The organism is Verrucomicrobiia bacterium, assembly GCA_023953615.1.
In the GTDB taxonomy this organism is placed as follows: domain Bacteria; phylum Verrucomicrobiota; class Verrucomicrobiia; order Limisphaerales; family JADLHS01; genus JADLHS01.
The window spans coordinates 1,362,904-1,386,244 of sequence record JAMLJH010000002.1 but is presented as its reverse complement, the minus strand read 5'-3'; the positions used below and the strand labels follow the sequence as shown (position 1 = coordinate 1,386,244).

16 protein-coding genes and 1 pseudogene are annotated in these 23,341 nt (G+C 55.0%); 11 read left to right on the top strand and 6 right to left on the bottom strand.

Annotated features, from left to right (window positions below; genetic code table 11):
• Positions 1-19 precede the first annotated feature (19 nt).
• The 11 genes from M9920_16125 (at position 20) to M9920_16075 (ending at position 11,809) form a co-directional block, all read left to right on the top strand.
• On the top strand, positions 20-1,366 hold the full coding sequence (locus M9920_16125; protein ID MCO5053805.1) for a hypothetical protein: 1,347 nt from the start codon (positions 20-22) through the stop codon (positions 1,364-1,366).
• On the top strand, positions 1,363-2,010 hold the full coding sequence (locus M9920_16120; protein MCO5053804.1) for a MarC family protein: 648 nt from the start codon (positions 1,363-1,365) through the stop codon (positions 2,008-2,010). Before M9920_16125 ends, M9920_16120 begins: the two co-directional genes overlap by 4 nt.
• Positions 2,007-4,493 (top strand): DUF1343 domain-containing protein, encoded by a 2,487-nt coding sequence (locus M9920_16115; GenBank protein ID MCO5053803.1) that lies wholly within the window; start codon positions 2,007-2,009, stop codon positions 4,491-4,493. Before M9920_16120 ends, M9920_16115 begins: the two co-directional genes overlap by 4 nt.
• 669 nt (positions 4,494-5,162) lie before the next feature.
• Complete coding sequence (locus M9920_16110; GenBank protein ID MCO5053802.1) at positions 5,163-6,341, top strand: right-handed parallel beta-helix repeat-containing protein; 1,179 nt, start codon at positions 5,163-5,165, stop codon at positions 6,339-6,341.
• 50 nt (positions 6,342-6,391) lie between these two features.
• Positions 6,392-6,982, top strand: coding sequence for a hypothetical protein (locus M9920_16105; protein MCO5053801.1), 591 nt, complete (start codon positions 6,392-6,394; stop codon positions 6,980-6,982).
• Between the two features lie 3 nt (positions 6,983-6,985).
• A complete protein-coding gene (locus tag M9920_16100; GenBank protein MCO5053800.1) occupies positions 6,986-7,552 on the top strand; it encodes a hypothetical protein in 567 nt (188 codons plus the stop codon).
• Positions 7,553-7,692: 140 nt separating this feature from the next.
• On the top strand, positions 7,693-8,565 hold the full coding sequence (locus tag M9920_16095) for a hypothetical protein (protein MCO5053799.1): 873 nt from the start codon (positions 7,693-7,695) through the stop codon (positions 8,563-8,565).
• Positions 8,566-8,576: 11 nt separating this feature from the next.
• Positions 8,577-9,020 carry a hypothetical protein gene (locus M9920_16090; protein MCO5053798.1) on the top strand — a complete coding sequence of 148 codons (444 nt, stop codon included), beginning with the start codon at positions 8,577-8,579 and terminating at the stop codon, positions 9,018-9,020.
• Between the two features lie 474 nt (positions 9,021-9,494).
• Entirely contained in the window at positions 9,495-10,322 is an 828-nt protein-coding gene (locus M9920_16085; GenBank protein ID MCO5053797.1) for a hypothetical protein, read from the top strand.
• Positions 10,295-10,717 (top strand): hypothetical protein, encoded by a 423-nt coding sequence (locus M9920_16080; protein MCO5053796.1) that lies wholly within the window; start codon positions 10,295-10,297, stop codon positions 10,715-10,717. The genes M9920_16085 and M9920_16080 overlap by 28 nt, the downstream gene beginning before the upstream one ends.
• A gap of 162 nt (positions 10,718-10,879) precedes the next feature.
• A complete protein-coding gene (locus tag M9920_16075; GenBank protein MCO5053795.1) occupies positions 10,880-11,809 on the top strand; it encodes a hypothetical protein in 930 nt (309 codons plus the stop codon).
• A 944-nt stretch (positions 11,810-12,753) separates the two neighbouring features.
• On the opposite strand, the pseudogene M9920_16070 reads toward M9920_16075, so the two are convergent.
• The 6 genes and pseudogenes from M9920_16070 to M9920_16045 all read right to left on the bottom strand — a co-directional run bounded on the left by M9920_16070 (position 12,754) and on the right by M9920_16045 (position 23,331).
• Positions 12,754-14,490: pseudogene (locus tag M9920_16070) on the bottom strand (ATP-binding protein).
• 175 nt (positions 14,491-14,665) lie between these two features.
• Positions 14,666-15,178 (bottom strand): hypothetical protein, encoded by a 513-nt coding sequence (locus M9920_16065; protein ID MCO5053794.1) that lies wholly within the window; start codon positions 15,176-15,178, stop codon positions 14,666-14,668.
• 364 nt (positions 15,179-15,542) lie between these two features.
• On the bottom strand, positions 15,543-17,876 hold the full coding sequence (locus M9920_16060; protein ID MCO5053793.1) for a hypothetical protein: 2,334 nt from the start codon (positions 17,874-17,876) through the stop codon (positions 15,543-15,545).
• A gap of 232 nt (positions 17,877-18,108) precedes the next feature.
• Positions 18,109-19,938, bottom strand: a complete 1,830-nt coding sequence (locus M9920_16055) for a hypothetical protein (GenBank protein ID MCO5053792.1) — start codon at positions 19,936-19,938, stop codon at positions 18,109-18,111.
• Positions 19,939-20,229: 291 nt separating this feature from the next.
• Positions 20,230-21,807, bottom strand: a complete 1,578-nt coding sequence (locus M9920_16050) for a hypothetical protein (GenBank protein ID MCO5053791.1) — start codon at positions 21,805-21,807, stop codon at positions 20,230-20,232.
• A 6-nt stretch (positions 21,808-21,813) separates the two neighbouring features.
• Complete coding sequence (locus M9920_16045; GenBank protein MCO5053790.1) at positions 21,814-23,331, bottom strand: ankyrin repeat domain-containing protein; 1,518 nt, start codon at positions 23,329-23,331, stop codon at positions 21,814-21,816.
• Positions 23,332-23,341: the final 10 nt, after the last annotated feature.

The following is a 23,341-nucleotide window of genomic DNA, read 5'->3' as shown; positions in this document are numbered from 1 at the left end:
TATTCTACGGTGAACCCGCGTGCAAATTTCGGCAGTTGATTTTCAAACCACGGCGGCGCAGCAAGCTCAGGCCATTCGCGCCGCGGTGCCGTCGCAGGGATTGTTTGCGGGAATGCAATGGCGCACCGCGCCGGAACCGTTTCGTTTAGGACCTCAGCGCGCCCGGGAGATTGAATCGCTCGGACGGATTTTATTGCAGTTCTATCGCGCGGTGAATCTGCTGTATCGCAAGAGTGTGGCGGGAAAAATGCCCGACTGGGTGGCGCATTGGCTGGACTTGGGTAAACCCGCCGAACTCATCGCGCGGCAACGCGCGGCGGTTTTCAAAAACGAGGTGCCGCGCGTGATCCGACCGGACTTGTTGATCACCGAGGACGGCTTGCGTTGCACGGAATTGGACTCGGTCCCCGGCGGAATTGGACTTACGGCTTGGTTGAATCAAACGTACGCCGCGCTCGATCCAACGGCGGACGCCTTCAAGGTGTTGGGGGGCAGGGACGGCATGAAACAAGGCTTTGCCGGAATTTTTGGCGCGGCGCCACACGTTCATGTGATTGTCTCGAACGAGGCGGCTACTTATCGTCCCGAAATGCAATGGCTGGCGGAACAACTCGGCCCGCGCTTCAACGTGCGCGACGACAGTTTTTCCGCGTTCCAGGAGGGCGATGCGGTGTATCGGTTTTTCGAGTTGTTCGATTTGCCGGATGTGGCCAACGCAACTCAGATTTTCGATTTGGCCCAACGCCAGCAGCTCCGCGTAACGCCGCCGCCCAAACCCATTTTCGAGGAGAAGATGTTGTTTGCGTTACTGTGGAACCGCAATCTGCACGACTTTTGGCGACAGGAATTGGGCGAGGGTTTTCTGACGCGGATGAAAAAAATCGTGCCTTACACCTGGCTGGTGGACCCCAGTCCGTTGCCGCCGCAGGCCGCGATTCCGGAACTGAACCTGACCGATTGGCAACAATTGAAAACCCTCTCGCAAAAGGAACGGGAGTTGATTTTGAAAATCTCCGGATTTTCCGAACGAGCCTGGGGCGCGCGTGGCGTTGCGCTGGGCAGCGATTTGTCACTGGAGGCTTGGGCCGAGGCCGTGGATGCGGCGCTGACGGAATTCCCGCAATCACCACGCGTGCTGCAGCGATTCCACAAGCCGTCTTTGGTGGAAACGTCCTGGTATGATTTTGACCGGAACGAGCTGCTGCCGATGAAGGGGCGCGCGCGATTATGCCCCTATTATTTTGTGAGTGGCGAGGGCGACGCGGCGCAGGCTCGACTGGGCGGGGTGTTGGCGACTATCGTTCCCGCCGATAAAAAAATCGTCCACGGCATGAGTGACGCGGTTTTGACTCCTTGTTCAACATGAACTTTCACGCGCTGCTCGAATACACGCTGCTGACTTTTGGTTCGCTCTTCGTCATCGTTGACCCGCTGGCCACCGTGCCGACGTTTATCGCGATGACGCCGCGCGACACGCCGGAGCAACGCATTCGCATGGCGCGTCTGGCCTGCGTGGTGATGGCGACGATACTGCTGGTATTTGCGATGGCGGGTAAAATCATTTTTCATTTTCTGGGGATCACGATGCCCGCCTTCCAAATTGCGGCCAGCATTGTGTTGTTCATCGTGGCTCTGGACATGTTGCAGGCTCAACGTTCGCGCGTGGTGGAAACGGCTGAGGAGAAGGTGGCGGCTTCGGAAAAAGCGGACATTGCGATCACTCCGCTGGCCGTTCCGATGTTGGCGGGGCCGGGAGCGATTTCCACCGCCATCGTGATGCAATCCCGCGCCACCGACGTCGCGCAGCACGTGGCCTTGTATGGTTGCATTTTGCTGGTTGCGTTCCTTAGCTACTTGATTTTGCGCATCTCCGCGCGCGGCGCGAAATGGCTCAGCCCCATCGCCATGAAAGTCACCACCCGGATCATGGGGTTGCTCCTGGCCACCGTGGCCATTCAATTCATGATCAACGGAATAACCGCAGTGCGTAACGACTGGATTAAACCATGAACCGACAAAACCCAAACTCGATTGAATCTTTGCCCAACTCCTCGCCGCGCTTGCAGCCTGGCCGGCACCACTCAAAAGTTCCGACGGGCGTTATCGCCAAAGTCAGTCGTCCGCTGGCGGCTTGGGGATTGGCCGTGGTGGTGGTCCTGGCTGGCAGCCTTGGCGGTTCGGCTCAGGTGAGTTCGGTATTTCGCGCGGAGAAACTGGCCGAGATAGATCAGGCGATCAACGCGGCCATTGCCGATGGGAAATGTCCCGGCGGAGTTTTTTGGCTGCAACACGACGGCGCGAGTTATCACCGCGCTTACGGCAACCGGGCGGTCGTTCCCGCGACCGAGCCGATGACTGAAGACACTCTCTTTGACGCGGCCAGTTTGACGAAAGTGGTGGCCTGCACTCCAGCCGTCATGCTGTTGGTGGAGCGCGGTCAATTGGGTTTGGATGATCGTGTGGCGAAGTATCTTCCAGCCTTCACTGGTGGTGGCAAGGAAGACGTCACCATCCGCCAATTGATCACCCACACCTCCGGCTTGCGTCCCGACATCAGTTTGAAACCGGATTGGAATGGTAACGAGGCCGCCATCCAACTCGCCTGCGCGGAAAAACTGGCCGGCAAACCCGGAGAAAAAATTGTGTATAGCGATACCGGCCCGATTCTGCTCGGAGAAATCGTGCATCGCATCACGGGCCAACCGTTGGATCAATTTTTGCAAAAGGAAGTGTACGGGCCGCTGGGGATGAAAGACACGGGCTTCAATCCGCCCAAGTCAAAGTTGCCGCGCATTGCGCCCACCGAGGTGGAAAATGGCGTGCCGGTGCGCGGCGTGGTGCATGATCCGCGGGCGCGCCGAATGGGTGGCGTCGCTGGTCACGCGGGATTGTTTTTCACCGCGAGCGATCTGGCGCGCTACGCGCAAATGCTGCTGAACGGCGGGGAACTGGATGGCGTCCGTATTTTCAAACCCGAGACGGTGAAACTGATGACCAGCGTGCAAACCCCGCCCAATATCGTGGGGCGGCGCGGGATTGGTTGGGACATTGACACGGGTTACAGCGGGCCGCGCGGGGAATTGTTTCCGCTGGGTTCGTATGGGCACACCGGCTGGACGGGCACGTCCATCTGGATTGACCCGTTCTCAAAATCGTTCGTGATTTTTCTGTCGAATCGGAATCATCCGACGGAGGACGGAAGCGTCCTCGCGTTGCGGCGGAAACTGGGCACGCTCGCGGCGCAGGCGATTACGGATTTTAATTTTGCCAATGTGCCGGGCGCGTTGGCGCCGCAAGGCCAGACGGAAACCGCAGATCGGGCGAGCCGTAATGCCAGTAGTGACGCGCCCGGAGTGACGCGCCCTGTCAGTCCGGTGTTGAACGGCATTGACGTGTTGGAGCAGCGCAATTTCGCTCCGCTCAAAGGCAAGCGCGTGGGTTTGATCACCAACCATACCGGCCATGATCGGGCGCGGCGCTCGACGATTGATTTACTGCATACGGCGCCGGGCGTGACGCTCGTGGCGTTGTTCAGTCCGGAGCACGGCATTCGCGGTCTGGTGGATGAACAGGTGGGCGACGGGACGGACGCCAAAACCGGTTTGCCGATTTACAGTCTTTACGGCGAACGCCGCAAACCGACGCCCGAACAACTCAAAGGCCTCGACGCACTGGTGTTCGACATTCAGGACGTGGGTTGCCGGTTTTACACCTACACCTCGACCATGGGGCTGGGCATGGAAGCCGCCGCCGAAGCGGGCATTGAATTCATCGTGCTGGATCGCGCGAACCCAATTGACGGCGTGACGATTGACGGTCCGGTGTTGACCGAGAAAACGAGCTTTGTGGGCTTCCATCCCACGCCGTTGCGTTACGCCATGACGCTGGGTGAACTGGCCTTGATGTATAACGAAGAGCGCAAAACCCACGCCAAGCTGACGGTGATTGAACTCGAACACTGGGATCGCAAATCCTACTTCGACGCCACCGATCTGCCGTGGACCAATCCCTCGCCGAACATGCGCAATCTGAAACAAGCGATTCTGTATCCGGGCGTCGGTTTGCTGGAGAGCGCCATGTCGGTGGGGCGGGGAACGGATACGCCATTTGAGCTGGTCGGCGCGCCGTATATTGACGACGTGAAGTTCGCGGCGGAGTTGAATCGCGCCGCGCTGCCTGGTGTGGCGTTTGTGCCGATCCGCTTCACTCCGACTTACAGCGTTCACAAGGACAAGGAATGTGGCGGCGTTTACATCATGTTGAACGACCGCAAAACGTGCAACGTGGTGGACGTGGGATTACTCATTATGAAGACCGCGTATCGGCTCTATCCAAAAGATTTTCCGGTGGAACGGCCCAAGAACCTGCTGCTGCACGCCGCCACGCTGGAGGCGGTCAAGGCAGACCAGTCCCTCGCCGCCATTCGCGCTACATGGAAGATGGATTTGGTGGACTTCCAGCAACGGCGCGAGCGCTACTTGATTTACAAATGAAATGGTTCATCCGCAGATTTCGCGGATTGACGCAGAGTCGTTGTGGCGGCGGTCTATGACCGTCGCCAACTCCAGCGCCGGAGGCGCGATAGCCGGCAGCCCACAACACAAACTGTGGGTTCTGGTCAGATAAATCATCAGGCCAACAAGAGCGATAGAGAACCGTCGCCGCGCGCTCGAATCAATTGCTCTTCCGGGACTTTGCTCCGCCCCCAACGCTTTCCCACGACTAGGCTTAAGTATTCCTATAGCTGCCGACATGACGCAGCGGGCCTTCCAACCTCAAGCCAAGCGTTGGGGCCAAACTGACGACCGTCCTTGGTTCGGAACGAGCACCGGCGCGGCAGCGCCTCGGCCTGCGGCAGTCTTCTGCCGCTGTGGAATCATCGGCCCGCGACCGGAGAGCGGCAGAGGGCTGCCGCAGTCCAAAACCTCGCGGACAGAGGCGCCATTCCCCATCCGGACCCCACCTTCATTGGGTTACACTTGTTCGGTGCCACGGCTACAACTTTAATTAAACCGCTATAACGCCGTGGGCTACCGTCTAACGCGGCTCCGCAGCTAGAACGCATTTCTGGTTTCCTGCACCGGCCGAGTCGCCCACGCGCGACTTCCGCTTGAATCAAGGGGGCAGTGATGGTAGAGCTTATCACCAACAGTAACCAAACCATGAAAACCGCCATCCGCACCGTTTGCCTTGCGATTTCATTTCTGGCCTTTGCGTGTAATCTAAGTAGTGCCGCCACGTTATATGTGAATTTGCAGAGTCCAAGCCCCGCCGAGCCGTACGCGAGTTGGGCCACGGCGGCGACCAATATCCAACATGCGATTGACGCGGCGTCACCGGGGGATTTGGTGTTGGTGACGAATGGCACCTATGCCACCGGCGGCAAAGTGATGTTCGGCGACCTGACCAATCGGGTGGCGCTGGACAAAGCGATCACCGTGCGGAGCGTGAATGGGCCTTACTTCACGACGATTCGCGGTAATGGCGCGACCAATGGACCGTTGGCGGTGCGCTGCGCGTGGCTGACTAACGGGGCGATTTTGGATGGGTTCACATTAACGGACGGGGCGACCCGCACGGCGGGGGACAACATTACGCTCCGCTCCGGCGGTGGCGTGTGGTGTGCATCTTCAAACGCGGTGGTTTCCAACTGCATTATCAAATCAAACACTGCCTCTGCTTATGGCAGTGGCTTGTTTGCAGGCCAGGTGCGGAATAGCTGGGTGATCGGCAATGAAGCCAGCCCATTTATCGGCGGGGCCATCGCCAATGCGGACGTGGTGAATTGCACCGTCGTGTCGAACCAGGCCTTTGGCGTCGTTCAAGTATTTTCCGGCGTATCGCACGTGACCAACTCGATCGTTTATTACAATGTACAAAATCTGTCGGCGGGGCTGTCGGCGCAGTATTCCTGTGTCACGCCGTTGCCATCGGGGGTGGGCAACACCGCGACCGCGCCGCTGCTGCGAGCGGACGGAGTGAGTCTGTTCCCGGACTCACCGTGTCGCGGCATGGGAACGAGTGTTGCCAGCGGCGTTGATTTGTTTGGCCGGCCTTGGGCGAATCCTCCTTCCATGGGCTGCGTGGAGTGGAATCCCACGCCGATATTCGAAAAGCAACCCGTGCTCACGTTCACCGACAATCCCGGCGGATTTACCGTCAACTGCACCCCCGTCGGCCAATCCCCCTTGACTTTCTATTGGTATCACGAAGGCATGTTGCTGACTGACGACGGACGGTTGTCCGGCACAACAACGACCAATTTGGTCGCCCGCAAAATCCGTCCCGACGACGTGGGGAACTATTGGATGGTGGTTACCTGTTTGCTGGGAATAACTTAGTTGAATGTTTTGACTATTTGGGAATGTGGGCAACAGGCCAACACCATGATATGATTGATACTTGGTTAACGGAAAATCGAGCGCCCGCTAACAAAGATTGGGCACACTATAAATGGTATTGCTTAGAGTTGAATGTGCCTGCCTTGCTGAAGAAAGGGAACGATAGTGCCGATGGGGTGGATGGTGGCTTTCTCCAATTCTGTGAAGCCCAATCCAGCCGAAATTCATATAAACATGCGATGCGCGCATGGTATCAATCCAAAACAGTAGCAAAAGCGAATTATGATAGATTTATTTTAGATACCTTGAAATGGGCGCAAATATGGCGGACATATGCCATTAATGCCGTCCATAATGGTGACTATGAATCTGCAAAGGGATGGATAGAAGGTGCAATCAGATACATTGGAGAGGCCCAACACCCAGTTGCCGATAGCACCTCTCCTGCACACAATGGCTTTCAAATTTGGTTTGGTATTCCCGATGGAATTGCAATTCTAGGTGTAGGGGGGTACACGGCATTTGTTGAAGCGCACCACTTAAGGGAATCTTCCAGTGTTTATGTAGATTTGGGCGATGGCCCCGCAAAAATGGTCGCTAGGGAAATGCATTCACGTCTTCTTGAGATCTTACAAGAATAATTTGTGGTTAAGATTCTATCATTAGTAGCGGCTGCTATAATCTTAACATGTTGCACAAAGCAAGGTGGCGGGAACTCTAATAGCAGTTGGGGGGATCGTATTAGGTCGAATGTCGAGTATGCGGGTATAGCCTTTGTAAGCCCCCACATTGGAAGGACGAATGTTCTGGAGGTTGATGGAAAACGTTTTGTTAACGTACGTGGAGTCAACAATTTTTATCTTACATTGCCTAAGTCCACAAATTCCATCTTATTCGTCACAGAGCAGAATGATGGTTCGGCAACATACAATGTTTATGATATGGTTACGCGTCAGATGGTCGTAACGGCTCATATTGAGGAATCTCTTTTTGGACAGGCGATTGGAACTGCGCAGAACGCTCGTAGAGAGGATTCGATTGAAGAAACGAATGGCATACTCTGGCTGAATACCAAATTTAAATCTGATACAGGAGACAACACGGTAGTTAGGGATCAATTGAACTTGATTGAGAAGAAAGTCCAATTTCGGATTGTAACTTTTTTAGATGCTGGTGGCCACAAAACAAAGGAATACAAAACGGATTTTTAATTTAATAATCGTGAATCGGCTGGCCGGCAGCACGCGCGCCGTCAGCGGGTCGAATGTGGCCGTGTTCAATTACGCCAACAAACGCTGCGGATCAGCAGGGCGGTTGAGTGGCAACGCACGATAATTACACGAGGTGAAATATGAAAAGCAAACGGACTTTGATAACGACATTGTCAGCAGGGCTTCTTTTATTCGCCACACATTCCACCGAAGCCTTTTACAATCCCAGCACGGGCAGATGGTTGAGCCGTGATCCCATCGGGGATGTTTGCGGTCGCGATCCGATGACCGATGAAGAAGGGGGCGGCATATCGGAACTACTGGGCGGGCCGAACATCTATGAGTTTGCCGGAAACAATCCTCTCAGCCACGTGGATGATCTGGGCCTTGCCTTTTATGCGATTGACGGGACATGGTCAACGCCACGACGCGGAGCAAATCCGTGGATATTGTATTTGAGGACATCGGAATGGCCTCGTGAGTACTGGCGAGGGCCGCGCTTTGGCGCGACCGGTTTGGATTCCTATTCTATCGCTCTGACGGTGCATAAACGAATTTGTAAAGATTACTGTCAGGCGAAGGAAAATGGAGACGACTTCAAAATCAATCTTACGGGCTGGAGCAGAGGCGCAATCATTGCGGCTGGTGTCGCCAAGATGCTCAACGATTTGGGTTGTGACTGTTGCGGAACGAGAGACAAGCCAGTTCCCGTGAACTGGGTGGGGATTTTTGATGCAGTCGCAAAGATGCCGTTTGACCGGTGGTGGGGAACATCCAAGCCTGCGAATGTTGCGCACCTCGACCACGCGGTAAAGACATGGCATGACCAACCGATTGTATCCCCGACGTGGCACTTTACCGGTGAGAACGCCCGGGAATTCTATCGCACCGATTGGTTGTATGAAGGATCGCCAACCAGCCATTCAGACATCGGCATGTCGTGGACGCTTCAAACAAGCAAGGCATACGAGTGGATTGTGGAGCGAGCTGTTGCCGCAGGCGTTGGCTTTTGAGGAAAAATCTTGTGAAGAATCTAATCCTTATTCTGGCTCTGGCTGTTTCAGGCGTAGGTTGCGTGACGAGGTCAGGTGTATTCCCAAGCGAGGTCAGCTTTGAGTGGTTTAACCTAAGCACAAATGAGATTTGGGTTGTTCAAGTTGTTGGCCTTCCCGAAGAAGCATCCTGTGGACGATTAGTACCGACCCAATCTGAGGACTCTCTAAAGCGTGCGACATCTACTTTTTTAGATGCTGTCCGCATTAAGAACCAACTGACAATTATATGGAAAGAAAAACTGAAAGAGCCGTTCACATTCAATCCGGGGGAAATTGCTCCAAAGCAGGGAATTATGCACAGCGTCGAATTGAAACGAGACGACTTAGGCATTCCATCGCGAATGACTCGCGGAAAAATTCGGTTTACCTACTTGGGAAACGACAAATGGCGAATCAAACTGTTGAAGTCTTGAGAAGATTTATGCTTATGATTACGATACGATGTTTTGGGCTGAGAAATCCTTGATGCTGGTTTTGCTTATCGTAACTGGATGCCAATCTTCAAAAGTGGAGCGTGTTGTAAAGTTGACCGATGCAGAGCAGGGGCGACCAGTGGCCGGAAGCACGCTCTTTTTTTCGGCGAAACTGGGCCGATGGGCATGGATTTAATCGAAGTCAAAGCACTGCTGGACGTTAATGAGGAGTCCTTGGTTCGACTTCAAAAACTTCGATGGTGGGCTAGAATCGACGGCACAAAATTTGGCACATCTGTCCTGCCATCAGATCTTCAAACTAGAGGAACATTCCGGCTCTACGGTCCTCCTCCCAAGTCCATACGACACAAACTTGTATCCTTCCAAGTATGTTTTTGAAATCTACAAATCTTGACTTGGACATGCGCAGTGACGCCAAACTGCGTTACGTCAGTTAATTACACGAGGTGAAATATGAAAAGCAAACGGACTTTGATAACGGCATTGTCAGCAGGGCTTTTTTTATTCGCCACACATTCTGCCGAAGCCTTTTACAATCCCAGCACGGGCAGATGGTTAAGTAGGGATCCGATTCAGGAACATGGAGGAGGCAATCTTTATCAGTTTTCGTGGAACCGGAGTATTGGGGAATTTGACTATTTAGGCCTTTTTATAGAGCTCTGGTATGGAAATCATATGGTGATGGACGACTGGGGCATCCACGCATACCACTCCAAGCTTTGGTTGCTGGCCGACGATGTCGACTTGGTGAAAACAAGGAAGTATGAATTTAAGCGTGCATTTAGCAAAACTTCTTTGGCTCCAGATAGTTTTATTGGTCCATGCCAAATGTATGGAATAGCCATCGGAGCTGGTCCTGATTATCCGTTTGATAAGGACGAAATGGTAGCTGGGTTCAATCGTATAAGAGATGTGCTATTGCCACTTGGTGATCCATCCTTGGTCATGACATTTTCCTCGGCAGCCCAAGCGTTGGTTTTTTTGGACATGGTTTCAGTCCGAAATAGTACAATGAACGGTAATTTTCTAAATACCACCCTCGAATATGAGCTGTTTCCTAATCAAACATACACAGGCATTGGTTGGGATCAGTTCAACTCGAATAGCTACGTGTCTGGCTTGATGCTTTCTTTCTTCCCCACTCACCCGATAACCTTTCCGAGGCCAACTAATCCAGTGCCTGGTTTCAGTAAGCCGTTACCCTCATTTGTTTTCACACAAGCATTTCCAAGTACAGATGCACTTAAAGTCGAATGGCGAAGACATTTCTCGGGATTTTAATGAAATTAGTAACAAGATACCAAGTTGGTCTAGTGGCGCTGATTCTTATCATAATACTAGTAGCATTTTCGTTTAAGACGATAACTGGCGTGTGTTCCGCTAATTTTGGGCACTGGGAAGAAGATGACTTTAAGGGAATGACGCTTGATAAATTGGAGGAAAAATTACATGCCGAAAACAGGAGCTTAATTTGGTGTGACCCTGTTTATTTCAGCGCTATAGCGGGAAAAGAGCTTAATCCTGATCAGCGGGTGATGAAATTCTCAAAAGGAAAGCAATACTCTTGGTTTGGGTTTGGAACGGCGCAGAACATCGGGTTGGTGGTCATTCAAGTTTCCACCAACGGAGAATCCGTTGCTGCCATCCTACGAACGGTGTCTGTTGATTCTTTGTGAGAAAGAGGGAAATGTTCTAGTGGCAATTGGAGCTAAGTTGCCTCGGGCAAAAGATTAACAAGCTATAGCTTTATCTCGCTTTGGTGGACGAGTTTGAGTGAAGGAAGAATTATTAAGAACGAAAAGCGAAATGGCTCTCGCTCGATTTTGTGGGCAATACACATGAATACGACCGTTCAGCTTGCAAGAATTTGTCATCGGATAACCATTACAGGTTGCCTCGTGCTGATTTTGGGGTGCAAGAGAGAGGCGATTTTGATGTCGGCTGATTTCTCGGCAGAGACACTTCAACCGAACAGTTTGATTGTGCTACTAAAGGTGTCGCCCATAAATGTCAGTCGAGTTGATATTGCCCAAATGAATTTGCTCTGTGCGGAAAGCTTGCCTGGCACTGAGAAACTGAATGTGACAAACACATTAGCCGTCATTGATCGAATGGCTGCCCGGGTGCGTTCGGAAACTGAACGACATCGCTATCGCTTTCAACGCAATCCCGCTGAGTTTGAAAACTCTGAAGGGTACTTTCGCATGATCATGTTGATGGTGGTGCTGGCGGAGGATTTTCAGGTTCATTATGCGTCGAATAGAATGACTAGTGCTTTGGAAGCGAAGGTTGGAGATGGGTTCTTCGCCGATTCTCGATACGTATTTCTTCACGGCCTGACGGGAGCAAACCCGCAAGGCACATGCAGTTCGCTGCCGGTTTTGTACGTAGCGGTGGGGAGACGTTTAGGGTATCCGCTAAAACTCGTGACGACCAAGGGGCACTTATTCGTGCGTTGGGAGGACCCGCGGGAGCGTTTCAACTTTGAGGCGACAGGCCAAGGGGCAAATCGTTTCCCGGATGACTACTATCGCCACTGGCCTTTTGAAGTGACGGAAGCAGAAGTCGCTGTTGAGGGGTATTTGAAATCGCTGACGCCAGCGGAAGAACTGGCCGTTTTTTTGTCCATTCGTGGCATGTGCTGGCAGGAGGCCGGGCGATTCGTAGAAGCCGCCAAGAGTTTTAAGGAAGCCGTGCGACTATTCCCCGGTTGCCGGAGTTTTCGGTTGCTGCAAACCCAAATGGAACAAAAAGCCGGCAATCTTTAAGCGTCACACGATATTACAAACTTCTTTGACATCGAAAAAATGGCTGAACTGGCGTCGTAGGGTTTTGGGAGGTTTTTCGTAAGCGTCACCGGTAGCGCCTCTGGCTAGGTTCTGACAAATGTAAGCGTCACGCCGAGTCTTTCAATTACCCACAATTCTCTGCTGACTAATTGGATTTTTTCCTACAATTTGCTGTACAAATATTGCCATTTGTGATGAAACACTTGGGATGACGACCAAGAGACCGGACGAAGATCACGGCCATCACGAGCAGTGGATAGAAAGTAAGCGTCACGCCAAGCTTTCAATTACCCACAAGTTTTGCTTCCCAACAGGAAGCCCAGTTGGATGTCGTTGAGCCGGGAATGTCATTTTGCGGGTGAGAACCAGCCACGAAGTTGCGGGTCAAAACCACCCACCCCGAGGTGCTTGAGTTCATATCAGTTTTGGTTTTCCAATCAAGTGTTTTCGCTTCACGGCGCGCTAGCAACCGGCAGAGCCGAGACCGGTTGAGCCTGGTAGCAGCCGGTCTTGGCCACTGGCACGCGGCGGCCTCTGACTTTATTCCGTCTCGGCTCTGCTGGTTGCGGTCGGCGGTTCGTTTGACTTCCTGGCTTTCTTGGTTTCCGGCGTCGGCAACGAGTCTTTGACCCGATAGCTGCGGCCCGTAATCGCGATCGTGAGCGCATGGTGCAGGAACCGATCCAAGATTGGCAAGCCCCCATTTGTTGATCCAAGTGCAATGAGAGTTTTGGTTCATGGTTTCAGGGTTTCCGCGCTGGCGTGCGCAGGGAGGGGCGTAGCCCCGACCGGAGCGCGCCAGCGCGCCGCGAATACCGCCGGTGCCAGATACTCCAGCGCCGAGTGCGGCCTCGCTTCGTTGTAGTTTTGCCCACTCCGGGCGGACCGAGGAATAGGAGGTCTTTGCCTTCGCGCAGGTAGTTCCCGGCGGCCAGTTCGAAGATTTGTTGGCGGTGGATGGCGGGATTGAACTGCCAGTCGAAGTCTTCGAGAGTTTTGAGCGCGCGGAAGTCGGCGGCTTTGGTGCGGCGGGCGAGCATTCGCTGATGCCGTACGTTAAGTTCGTCCTGGCAGATGAGTTCGAGGAACTCGCCGTGGCCCAGGCGGGCGGCGGCCGCTTCGGCCAACCGGACCTCCAGGGTTTGCAGGAGGCCGGAGAGGCGCAGTTGCCGGAGAGTGGTTTGGAGTTGGATCATGTTGAGGGGGTTGTGTTTTGGTTTTGGTCGAGTTCGATGCGGTAAGCGTCCAGGGAACGGATGAGCGGATGCGTTTCCAGAAAGTCCATTTGCACGACGTTGCCGGGCAAAGCCAGGAGGCGCTTGAGATCGCGCAAACGCCAGGTGCCATGATGGGTGGCGACTCCCGCCGCCTTTTCCAGTTCGGCGGCGGGATGTTTTTCGGCTAGTTGCAAGAGGCCCTGCATGACGCGCAGGCTTTGCGGGCTGCGGGTCTCTATTTAGCCAAGTTCCGGTGTCCGTCTTTAGGATGCGATACTCATACAGCAGCAAATCAGTGGTCGCATCCCAGCGTTTGGTCGAGAAGGTAAAGCGGTTCTCGTTCGCCATCAGCCCGGTATTACGGAGCAGCCTGCCAAACGGCTCATACTCGCATTGTTGCGAGACAGAGCCATCCGTGGCTTTGATCAATGCCGCCACGTTGCCATTGCCATCATACGCGTAGTAATGCACCCCGTTGGCGACGCTGTTCAGCATCAGCAAGCTACCCACGCCTCCCGCAGCATCCAGTGTCCCGCCCATATCCAGCCCCCATGAATAGGAGCGCAATAGTGCATTATTCGTCGCGTTCAGTTCCGCAATGTGCCGCCAACCGTCCGCAAGGAATTTCAAATCTTCCGTCGCCACGTAACTGCCACTGCTACCATTGTAGGTCGTTTGCCGGATGCGCCGCCCATTCCCATCAAACTCCCAAACCACTTTGCGTTTGGATGCCGTCGGCGCGCCACTCAGACTTTCCACCTTGGTCAACCGGTTCTCGGCATCCCACGTGTAGGCCCAACGGCCATCATTGGTCAGGTTGCCGTCCAAGTCGTAGGAAAACACTTCGGGGGTCTTGGCCACGTACGTCTTCCCAATCGTGTTGGTCACAATATCCGGGTTGCTGCCGTTATTGAGCACGGCGGTGTTGGTGATGGTCAGCCATACCGGGTTGACCGTATTGGTCACGGCCAGTTCGCCCCGGAAGTAAGCTCCTTTGCGGGTGGTGGCACTGTAAGCTCCATTATCGCCCCACAACGTCACCGTCGCCGCGTTGGACGCACTCCCAATCACATTTGCATACCCCGGCACGCTCCGCCCCGTGATCTGGTTCAGGCTGTTGTTGGTGTAACCGGCATGCCGCAGGTTCATCCCCAGCGCATCACCACCAGCGGCAGTAGATTTGCGATTACCGATGTCATCAAAGCCATACTCGAACTGCTGCCCCGCAACCGGCGTGCCGTCGCTCCAATACTTCCGGCCCGAAATCACCTGCCCAAGGTTGTCGTATTGATAGACCCAGCGCGAACCGTCCACATTGGTAATGGCCGTGCGTTGGTTCGCCGGATTGTACGTGTAGTTGAACACCGCCACGTTCGAGCCGCCGGCCGCGCTGGCGCTGCCCGTCAACCGGTTCAGATAATCATAACTCTGGGTCGTCGTCATCCGCAGCGTCGTGTTGTTCGTGAACCACAGTTTCTCCACCAACGGCGAATTCGCAAGATACGAATACGCCACCGGGTGCAGCCGGAACGCTGCGCCAGTGCAAATTATCATGGTACGGCTGCTGCATTGGTTGGCGTGTCGAGTTCACTTCTTTTGGCGGGACAGCGTGTTGGGACTAACGGCCAAATGGCAATGTCCCATTGTGCATGAACTCCTTGATCAACGGTTTGATGGAACGGAGAACTTGGTTCGTGACTCCATTCGCTGCCAGTGTCCGGACGAATTCTGCCTCCCCCGCTGCTGGGAGATTCGTGTGCGAAGAAACCTCAACGATAAACCAACCTCCTAGATGAACTTTTCCAAAAGCTTCAGTTGAGCCGTATGTGCCGAAAATGAGGTTGGAATGCACATTGACCGCAGTAACATTTTCCACCACTACCACACGCCCGTTGCAAAGCAATGGTTCACCCGTGGTGTCAACGATGTGAAATGGGTAGCGCAACGGCAGCCGGTCGTAATCGCTTCCACCTCGGATGCTGTAAAATGAGGCTGCATCCTTCATCACGTCGTCGAGGCTTCCGGTTGGAATGCTTCCACTCCCATCATTGCCACAAGAGCAGAGCACCAGCAGGCCGCAAGCCCCGATGAACGCCATCACTTTCCTGAAAATACGTCTGTTGTTTCCCATGATGCTTTTACTTTGATATCGTCGCGCCGCCGCAGAACATCGTGCCAGATCGTCCCAAGGATTATCGTGGCAGCATCGTAAGGGTCTTGGCCCGGGTGCAGAAGCAGACTGAAGTCGTGATTGCCGTGATGATGTGGTCTCAAATCTAGCTTGTCGTTGACTTCGTATTTGGTCGAGTAAACACCCCAATACTGGTCGCAAGCAGTGCAAAAAACCATTTCGGTTTGAGACCGGACTTGAGCATTCCGCAACATCCAAGTCAGCGGATTCGCCCCAACTTTCCAAGTTGCTCGATATTCCGGCTTCCAAAAGCCTTGGAGTTGATCCCACATGTTCTCTGGCGCACGAGTCCCGCCAAAGGTAACTAACTGCCGTCATTCTCCACTCCATATTCGTAGCGGACGGGATTGACCGCCGTGCCGGTGACTTGTTTGAGCGAGCCATCGCGGTAATGGACTTCAATCCGGGTGCCGCCGTCGGGATAAACGGTGGTGTGTGTCAATTCCCCGGTGCCGCTGTTGAAGGATTCAGTATGACTGGTCACGCCGTTGAGCGCATTGGTTTCGGCGAGCAATTCATTGGCGGAATTGAATTTGTATTGCGTCTGAACGATTGCGCTGCTGTCCGTGCCGATGCGGACGCGTTGCACCACGCGCCCGGCGGGGTCCAAGACGTTCAGGTTGGTGATGCCCAGTCGCCAGGACGAGACGGGACGCTTGGCGTTGTCATAACCGTAAAAGGTCTGCACCCCGTCCTGGTCAATCCGACTTTCGACATTGCAGCAGTTGTAATTGATGTGTTCCTCGGTACCGTTGAGGTAGGCGACCTGCTGCGGCCGGCCAAAGGCATCAAAATCACTGTAAATGGCTTGGGCAATCTTGATGCCGGATTCAAGGTCCCAACTGGTGGTGGCGACCGGATAGCCCGCCTGATTGAGTACCATCCGGTTGCTGGTGCCGGCAACGACAGCGGTATAGGACGCATTGGGCTGGCCGGAAGCGGTGATATTGGTGCGATACAAGCCGTCCGCAGAGTTGGTATAGTCATACGTCTGCATCGTGTGATCCGGATGAATCACCGCCTTGAGCCGGAATTCATTCGTGCCGGAAGTATGGAACAAGTTTGTCGTGATGAGATTATCCGCGGCATTCCAGCCACCCAAATCACCGCATTGGATATCCAAGCGAACATAAGCCGACGGATAAATGGTATAGCGACGCGAGATGGCTCCGCCCGGAAGGGATTCCTCAACCATGCGCGGCATATCCGGATTGATACTGCCATTGTCAGGCGAGCCAGAGGGCGAGTCGTACGAGTAGTAAGTGCTTCGGCCATAGTAATAGTTGGCCAGAGTGACATTGCCAAAGGAGGAATAGACCGTTACCGGTCGCCCATCACCGTCATAGCCGGCATAATATTCCCACGAACCATCCGGGTGCGTCACGCTTTCCAGCGGCACCCGCGTTCCGCCGGTCGCAAACCAAGCGTAGGGATAATAGGTGTAGGTCGTTTTCTTCAAGCTGCCTTCTTCTCCCGTGGCGTATTCCGTCAAACCCTCCCCCCACGAGAACCGCTCATAAGTCCGCTTGGTCCGCAGGACATTGACCGCTGGATTGTTAGGGTCGCGAACCACATTGATTTGTTGTCGCGTTGATGAACCAAACGCCGTGTACACCTCTTCTTCAATCGGAGCATTGTTCACCTGCACCTGCCAGCTTTTAGTCAAAGCGGTATAAGTATAATTCCATTGGCGTGAGACGCTGCCGCCCCGCAGTTCGGTTAGGCGGAAGGTTAGGTTGTTGACTGGGTTGGGATTTTCAATCCGCCAAGTGACAAACGGCGTCGGGGTGCCAATCAAAGGATACAGCCCCGAACTTAAAGCCCCCACATCCGCCGGATCGTAGAAGCGGATTTCGTAGCTGCTCGCCGAAGTGGTGATAATATCGGCCAATGTCTGGGGAGATTTGATTTGGCGAATCGCACCGCTGGCTTTAATCACATCAACATTAGCACGAACTGTGGTGAATTGAAGCAGTACCGGGCTATACGCCAGGTCATTTGGCAACGGACTGGCAAAAGTGAGTTGCCCGAGCGACGAACCAAAATCCGCCGTGCCCAAGGAAATACGGAAATCCGGCCCGGAAAATGCTGAACCGCTCCCAATACTGCCACCACTGCCGCCGGAGGCACAAGAAAAACAACCACCACCCCCGAAACCGCCCCCATCTGAACTGCCAACGCCATTCGGACCGCCGCTGCCTGGAGTGCCGGGTGCGTTAGGCACCACCGATACTTTGACGTTGTCCACGGTTTTCGTACAAGGAACACTTGGCACATCAATCTCATGTTCGGAACCATACACCGGATTGACCGGATCGCCTGTTCCTTCCAATTCTTCTGACATGGCCACTGCGGAGACGGAACCATCGGGGTAGGTCGTGACTTCGTCCCATTCAATCTTATAGGTCGTGTCTTTCTCAGAGCTGGGAATCTTGAAACGATAGCGCATTTTGGCCCCGGCACCATACACATGCGTTTCATCGAGACTGAAGTAAGCACTGGCGCTGCCCGAATTCCAGTTGGTCGGATAAGGCGGCAACAGACTGCGAATATCTTCTCTTAACATGAAATCCGTGTACTCGTTTTCCAAGGTATGCGTCCGCACCCAACTGCCTCCTTCCGGTTGCGGATCGGACATATAAATTCGGAGGGTTGGCGTTTCCTCTATCAAATTACAAGAGTTACAACCATCCAAGTCGTAGGGTAACAATAGCTCAATCCAAGAGTCGCTCGTACTGTTAGTGCCAACTGCGCAAGGCCCAGTCATATCTGAAGCCCAACTTGCCGTGTTGGTCCATTCTCTTAGCCACTTGTATGTACCATTTTCCAAGCCATATCCAATTGTTCCCTCGTAGATACTATGGCTATAACTATAGGTTCTTGGCCGCATAGGCTGGAATCAGCACGCTGGAGTCATTGCCATTGGCGATGGTGAGGCAGGTGCCGCTGCCATCCAAATCGCCGCCTTCCCAGAGAATCCAATTGGAATCGAGTCCTTGGCCCGGACCGGTGCCGACCCCCAGCACGGTGAGGTGACCGCCGGCGAAATGAAAACCTCCCGAACCCAGGCCATTGGTTGAGCCGAGCATGATTCTCCGGAACGTGTGCTGGCCACCGGAAATGGTCAGCAGGCCGCTCCCGGATGAGCCGATTTGTGTCAGCCCGTTGGAGGCGGTGCAGGTACCGCCGTTCAGCGTGATCGAGCTGGTCGCCATGAGCGAACTGCTGCCGACCGTCAGGTTGGACTGGACGAAGAGCAGCGCGTTGCTGTGCAACGTGAGGCGACCGAGGCCGCCGGTCGGGCTGCCAAGATCGAGGGCGTTCACGTTTACCATGGCCTCGGCGATGGAGGCGATGCCGAGGCCGTTGCCACCGAGGCCCAACGTTCCGTTGGTGAGGACGAGCCGGCTGCCGCTGGAAAGAGCAACGGAATTGGTGCTGCCCGCCGTGGTGCCAAGGCGGAAATCGTTGCTGGCGGTGACGCTGCCGCCGTTGGCGAGGATGAGGTTGTCCGTATCGAACGCGCCCGCCCCCAAGAGCAGCGCGCCGCCATTCAAGATCGTCGCGGCGTTATGCGCGGCGTTGGTAATGTAAAGCGCGCCGCCGGTGACGGCCACGCCGGCCGCCCCGAGGGCATTGCTGCGGACCGTCAGGGACGTGGAGATCCAAGCGGTGCCGCCGGTGAGCTTGAGCGTCCCGGCCGCAGTATTGCTTTCGCCAATCGACACCAGCGGCACGGTGAGGGTGCCACTGGCCACGTTCACGATCCCCGTTCCCTGCACAATGTGAAGTTCCGGCATTGCGACTTGGGCTCCCTCAATGGAAAAAATTCCGCGCGCCTGTGGAGCGGCGAGACCCAGGAAGGTTTTGCCGAGGGTTATTACCGCGTTGGACTGCGCGATTAACGAACCGGTGCCAGCGACGCCGATGGCCGTGGCGCCGAGTTGAACCTCGGCATCGTAGATGGTCAAGTTTCCGGTGCCGTTGACTCCCAAGCTGATCAAAGGGCTGTTGGCGCCGGAATAAGTGTTGGTGGCAAGCCACGTCCCGCCAATGACGGACATGTTGCCAACGGCGGCCGCAGCCCCTCCCAAGGTGAGCCCAAACCCAAACACGTTGGAACAGTTCAAAAAGGTGGCCGTGCCGTCGAAGAAGGGGCCAACATAAAAGTTATGCGGCGTAAAAGTGCAATTGGACATACTCAAGCTACCCGCGCCGCCGCCGCCGAAAATACTGCCACCAACCGTGGTGTGCCCGGCGTGCGACGTGTCGATAATTGAGTTGATGGCCAGTACGGAGTGACCGTCGAATTGCACTTCACTGCCCCCATTTGTGGTGGGGGGCGTTATGCCATTATCCACGGTTAGCGCGGAGTTAAAGATCCTTAGGGCGCCGCCCGGAAGGACGTTGAGGTTGGAAATCACCTGCAGCGGGGTGCTGGTGCCGACGTGGTCCAGCAGGAGCGTATTTGTGTAGGCCCCGGCCGGCGCACCAACCGTGAGATTGGCAATGGTCAGGGTGTTCGAGAAGCCGGACGCCGTCGTGGCGTCCACGGTGACCGTGATGGGCGTGCTGGGGGCGGGATTGGTGATGTAACTGGAATCCGTGGCGCTTGGCGCCCCGAGCGACCAATTCGAGGCGGCCTCCCATTTGCCGGACGACGTGTTGGTATAAATGTTGGGGGCGGCCAGGGTCCGCAAACCGAGGCACCATCCCGTCAGTAGGAAAAGTGCCGGGAATCTCAACGAACGAAGCGCCGGACCGTACCTGGGGCCTTGGGGGGCATTTTGGGGGCCGCAACCCCTTTGAAATGAACAGAATCTCCGCGGGGCCCCGATTCGAATGCCAATAAAGCTTTTCATCTTATCGAATAGTGCGAAATTTCGGTTGAATGTGTATCACCGGCGCAAACTTTTTTTTGCTGATCCATTTTGAGGTTGGATTGCGCAGGATTGGATAATCAAGCAAACATAGTTAAATTCAATAAAATCTCAAAGTCTTTGGTGGCGCCGGACGGACCGCCCGGTTCGGGCGGCCCCGGCCGCGTTGCCCGGCAGATATTCCGAGCGCATGAAGAGCGGAAAACACAGCGGGTTCAGTTTGATGGAATTACTGGCAGTGTCCGCCAGCCTCGCGGTCTTGGCGGCGCTGCTGCTGACCTCCTTGGCCGGCATCAGGTCTTGGAACTTCTCGGGACGGCGCGGCGTAAATTCCGCGACCGCCTGGCGGACTGTGGCTGGGTCAAATGAGGGCATAGGCCGGAACGGGTTGGATGTGAATCGGGAACCTGATGGGCGGCAAGATGGACGCGGTGAGGCCATGGTGTGGATAATTCCTTGCCAGTCCCCGCTCGTGGACAGATTGCGTTCGTGACGCATTCGCGGACGTGGACAGTTCACAACTGCGGACTGTCTGCGGACATTTCGCGTCCGCTGCCACTGCCTGTCCACGGACGATTGAGGCCGTTGCCTGTGCGCGAACCTGGATTGTTCGCGACCATGATTGTTGGCGTGGACTGAACGCGAACACGGATTGTTTGCGGACATGGAAAGTTCCCGTCCGCGTCCTGTTCCCGGCTGCATCAAGCCCGTGGACTGGCCGTGGCCACGGCCATGAATGGCTGATGTGGCGCGGAAATTCCGCGCCCCCGCCGCGACCAATTCGCAGACGCAGAATCCTTGTGACAACAAGGGGTAGGGCGTGCCCGGTCTTAAACATGATGAGAAACACAGCCGGGTGGTGTTGGCCGTGCTCGGGCTGCTCGCTGGCGCCAGGCCGATGACACTGCCCATGCCGTCTTCCAGATAATAGCTTGCGGTTCCGCCCGTGGTGTAGCGCAAGATCGGATCATCCCCGAGATAGACGTAGCCCTGTTGCACCGTGCCGCTCGCATTGGCAATCAGGTGCGGTGATTCAAGATCAGTCCCCGGGGTTGGGGCAACGAGTAACCGCCGCACCGTTCCGGCTGAGTTCGTCGAAACCGTGCGCCGGCCACTGGCATCATGCCGATACGTCACCCAGATCGCGCCGTTGGTTGCGGCGGCCACTTGGTCCGCCGTGTTGTAGCCCAGCTTCAGTGTCGCCCCATCGCGGTTGATGGATGTGACCCGCCCGCCAGCATCGTAAGCGTAGGTGTTCGTCGTGCTGCCGTTGGCGGCATTTTTGACGGCCGTGATTTGATACCCGCCGCTCACGCTGTTGGTCAGCGTCAACCCGCCTTTCACCAGCTTGATGCGGCTGCCGGAGGCATCGTAACCATAGCTGTTGGTCGTCTGCGGCACACCGCCCGAACTGTAATACACTTCGTTGGTCAATCGAAGCGCGGCGTCGTATCCAAGCACGGCGTAAGTTCCATCCTCCCGCGTGATCTTCGTCGGCTCACCGCCGGTCGCCCGCTCATACAACACGCTCGCCAGCGTCGTCCCCCCGATCTTGTGCGTGAGGTTCGTCATCTGATCCTTCCAGTTGTATTGCCAGGTGGTCACGATGCCGTTGGGCAGCGTGCGCTTGGTTCTTCTCCCGACTCGATCATATTCAAAGCTCGTGTTGCCGCTGAAGGGATCAATCACGTTGGTTCAATCCCACCAAAGGGTCAGCTTTCGCTGTTGCTGCAATTGGCGTTTTAGGATTTCAGGCCCGAAGTCCTCATTCTGAAAATCCACCCCCTCAACGAGCGATTCCATTTCAGCAGGGACTGGGCCGCCTTTCTTCATCTGCGCATCAATCAAATCCGGCAAACACTGTGCCCCTTGGTCAATCAAATCGGGGCAAAACTCAGACAGATCCTTTACGAACGCATCCAAATCGGCTGGCAGGGAATCAAATTCGAGGACAACTGTGTCGTGCTTCGCATCCACGATCCTGAATGAACACAGGGATTGCCATGCCTTTAGGCGGGCAATGATGTCCTCCGTATCGAGGGCGTAATTCGCGCCGTTGGTTTCCATCTGCCGCAGCTTGGCGAACTGCTCATCCCCACTTGTTATCGTGCTATTGCTTGGTTCCTTGTCTATTCGGTGGTCTTCTTGCTGCTTTCTTGGAATCTGGCGCTGTGCCCTTAATTCACGGCCGGTCTTTGCACCTTTCGTGCGGAGGTGCTGAACCAACGCTTGCCTGGCCTTTCTGTGGCGATGGGAGGTATCGCCGAGGATGTGATCAAGAATGGTCACACCAGACCGCGTCGGTGCATTCACTTCAGCGCCTGCGGCCAAAAGAAGCTCTGCAATTTCCACCTTTGGATTATCCGTCAGGTGCATCAAAGCAGGCATTTCCTCCCTGTCCTTGACGTTCACGTCGGCTCCGGCATCGAGGTAGCATCGGATCAGTTCGGACTCGGCAAACCGAACGTTTTTCAGCAATGGGGTATTGCCGTCCACATCTTGGGCGTTGACATCCGCCCCATGTCGCAAGAGTTCGCGTGCGCATTCCACCGACCTTGTCGCGGCCAGCGCACCGCAATTTGGATTCGCTCCGCGTTTCAGCAATTCTTTAATCATCACCAGATCATTGTTCGCAGCGGCGGTAACGAGAGGTGGTTGACAAGCCTTTTCCGGCCCGTTGGGGCTTGCGCCGTGCTCCAACAAACGCATCGCGATGTCCCGCCTTTCCAGCAACAGGGCTAGAAAAAGAGGTGTCTGAAATGATTGACTGAGGCAGTCAGGGTCTGCCCCCAATTTCAGCAAACGTTCGACCATATCTGCCTGCCCTGCGTCACACGCCCTGTGGAGGGAAGAGCGCCGCCCCTCCTCGAAACCACTAGCACGGTCCTTCGCATTGATGTCCGCACCAGATTGGATCAGAAGTTCCACAAGTTCGTCGTAGCCTTTCTCCGCTGCGACCATGAGAGGCGTCACATGGCGGCGATCACGAGCGTCAACCGTAATACCTTTCTGAATCAATTCACGGACACGGGTTTCCTGTCTCCGCTCCACTGCGCGGTGGAGTGGCTCGCTTTCACCATATTTTCTCGTCATTCCAAACACGCTCTCGATAAAGCGATGAAAGAACCACCGCAAAAGAAGCGAGACGAAACCGCGTCCCCTGTGCTCAGTTCCAGAATCTGCAACTCGATTTGAGGTCCTCGTTTGTTTCACGGTCGTCGTT